Here is a 2,902-nt window from a genome sequence, read left to right on the forward strand (position 1 = left end):
CAAGTATTCCTTCAGTCTACTTAAATTGGTAGTGCGAAATGGCTCTTCTGGCATTCGATGCCAAGGCAGCCAGTTGATTACTTAATAAGTATCGTTGTCAGCAGTTAAACGGCAGTTCCTCTTCTCGTAAAACTACCGGTGCCTTGTCTGCCCGGTACTGGATCCAAGTTTTCAGGTCTATTTGCGTGCTATTACGACCAGCTAAATCAAAATATCCTCTGTTAGCAAAACGGCGATGTATAAGCTCTTCACCTGTTATGGACAGATAGGCGTTCAATGCCGAACGATGGATGAAAAGTCCGCGTTGTTTTACACCTTTTTGATGGAAGGCGATAAGTTTGCCAGAATGATCAACCCAACCGCTTTGACAATCCCATAAAAGTTCGAGTTTTTGAATGATTCCCAGGCATGGCGCAATGAGGTTATCCTGGCGCTCGGGCATGGTATATGAGTAGTCGTATTCCCATTCGTTTCCGCGCAGTAAACTGACTTCTGTAAAATTAAACGCTTCACTATCTTCATCACTATTAAGAAGTTGTTTGTATACCGGGCTGTCAGGATATTCAGCAAGATAACCGCGATAACAACTACTTCCCTGATTATATTGGAAAATATCGCGTGATCTTTTCTGTTTAAAGTTCTGGATGCTTTCATTTATGAGTGCGCTTGAGTAGGAAGCACGCACTCCCAAGTACGGGGAATCCCAGCTATTTTCATTCGGCGCTTTATCGTCATCCCAATAGCTATGTGAAAGCGCTACCCACTGCTCTCCTTCCTCGTCAGTTCGAATAAGACAAGCTTCATAAGGTGGAAAATCATCGGTCCTAACCCAACCTTTGATATCTGAATTGTGGTCAGGGAATGCATAATTTGTTTCCTCCATCAGTACTGGATAGACACCTTCTGCGGTGATATCGCGTACATCGGTCAGGTCAACTTTACGGACGTCGACTGACCATAGATGATCACTTGTAGGTTCGTAGTCGGAATATGGGTCTTCCAGTGCGGGAACATTACTGGCCAGAATGCCCAGTAGTCGATGTAAGGCGATCCAGTAATATTTTTTACCGAGTCGGTCAGCATACCCTTTTCTACCCCGTCCCGAGCCATACTGACTCCCGATATGGCGATCATAATTGAGCGCGCAGTGGTTATAACCGGGATATCCTAAATTAAGTGCTTCTCGCATTAACCAACAGGCAATGTTTTCATGGCTGATATTGGCGCTCTCCAAGTCAAAGCCGGAAATCTTCGATTCCACCTGATAACGCCAGAAATCCGGGGCCATGGATTCTCCCCAGAGCACCATGTTTGATGGTAAATGTTCCAGATCTAGGAGGGGTTTGACATCCGCCAGTACAGGCCATCGTGATGGTAATGATACGTTTGTCTGGTAATGCTGTAATTGGCTTGTTACGGCTGTGGGAAATTCTCCTGTTTTCAACAAGTTTACTAATAGCTGAACCGTATCCCGGAGCAGAATATTCTTGCTATCTGACGCAATGCTTAATAGACCAGGGAGCGCTGGCATAAACGCATTTCTGCGTTGGTATGACAATAAGCATGCACTGTAGATAGCAAGGCTAATACGCTCTAATACGTAATCATCATCACAATATGCAAATTCACTGATTACTGTTTGGCAGTTCTCCGGGTAGTTTGCCAGGATTCTGCTTAGCCCTTTTGAGGATAAATCCCTGATTCGGCGGTCAGCACACGAAGTGAGCCAGGCAAGTGTTAGACTGGCCAGCCTCCGGCTTTCAGCAGGCCAATGGGTTATGTCAGCAAATAGTGCTGCATGGATGAGTGAATAGACAGCAGTCTTATTATCAAATGATCCCAGCGCAGCTAATGACAAGTAGGTGTCACGTTCAGCTAAGGATGACTGCCGTAAAAATGGCCCCAGCCAGTTAGTTGCGTTTAGACGATGGTCAGGAACCAGACTAAGTGAAAACAGCGCTTCATAAACCGACTCCCATAATCCAGGTGTATGCAGTGCTGCATGGATGTGTTCATCAATTTCTTCCACTACACTTTGTCGGGAGCGCCAAACCAATGACTGGATGAACAGCTTATGGGCTTGTTCGGATGGTAATCCTACTTCTTCAGCAGTAATTTCAAGAGCAGTTTTCTCTGGCAGCACGGCGGCAAGAGCTTCCAGCAATCCAGCATCTTCTTCTGTTAACGCTGCAATTTTCTCCGCTAGTTTTACTGTATCCGAATCAAGAGCTTCCACAAGGCTGATAGCACGGAGTATGTCACCGTAGCGTTGATAACCCAGACGGATCAGGAAGGTATCCTCATCCAAGCCGCGTTTTACGCTGGCTGGCCAAACGCATTTACCGCTGCTCCGGTTGTCGGAGAGGTGCTAAACAATCGCTCATCGAGTAAAAGGTAATATTACTGAACACTAAAACCTGACGCACATCACAAAATTAGAACGAACAGTTCATGAACCAACAAGCGTAACATCGAGTGATTTATGGACAGCGTTTAACACAGTTATGAACCAAAACTGAGTTCATAACTGTGAGTTTGAATCGCCATTTGATTAATATCCATTTAAAACAGTTTGTTATACTTTTTCTGGTGCTGAAGTAAATTATGTATATTCCTCAAACCCAGAATAGTTAAATAACCTACAATGATAAATAAGTTCATAAGACATTTCCACTAGCTGATAAATCAATACGTTAGAATTTTGGATCCCCCTCTCGTTTCTTGCATTAGCTACAGAGTACATTCTCTTCATGTCCATGGTAATTGTGAGGTAAATGTCGTGTATTCAGTAAACCAGTTGGTTATCTCGGGCTGCAAACGGCAATGGATCCTGATGGACACGGAAACCTCTATGCCGTTGCTGTATCCACTTAGTTTGTTTAAAGTCCCACCATGGCCCTTC

General features: G+C 44.5%; 1 protein-coding gene and 1 pseudogene. One reads left to right on the forward strand and one right to left on the reverse strand.

The annotated features are described in order from the left end of the window. Window positions 1–97: 97 nt before the first annotated feature. Entirely contained in the window at window positions 98–1,669 is a 1,572-nt protein-coding gene (locus FDW98_RS23705; RefSeq protein WP_371683390.1) for a hypothetical protein, read from the reverse strand. Window positions 1,670–2,296: 627 nt separating this feature from the next. Between FDW98_RS23705 and FDW98_RS18890 the strand changes: the two are divergent. Then, a pseudogene (locus FDW98_RS18890) lies at window positions 2,297–2,398 on the forward strand (4-carboxymuconolactone decarboxylase); the annotation flags it as partial. Window positions 2,399–2,902 lie beyond the last annotated feature (504 nt).

Source organism: Citrobacter sp. wls711 (assembly GCF_005281055.1).
Taxonomy (GTDB): domain Bacteria; phylum Pseudomonadota; class Gammaproteobacteria; order Enterobacterales; family Enterobacteriaceae; genus Citrobacter; species Citrobacter gillenii.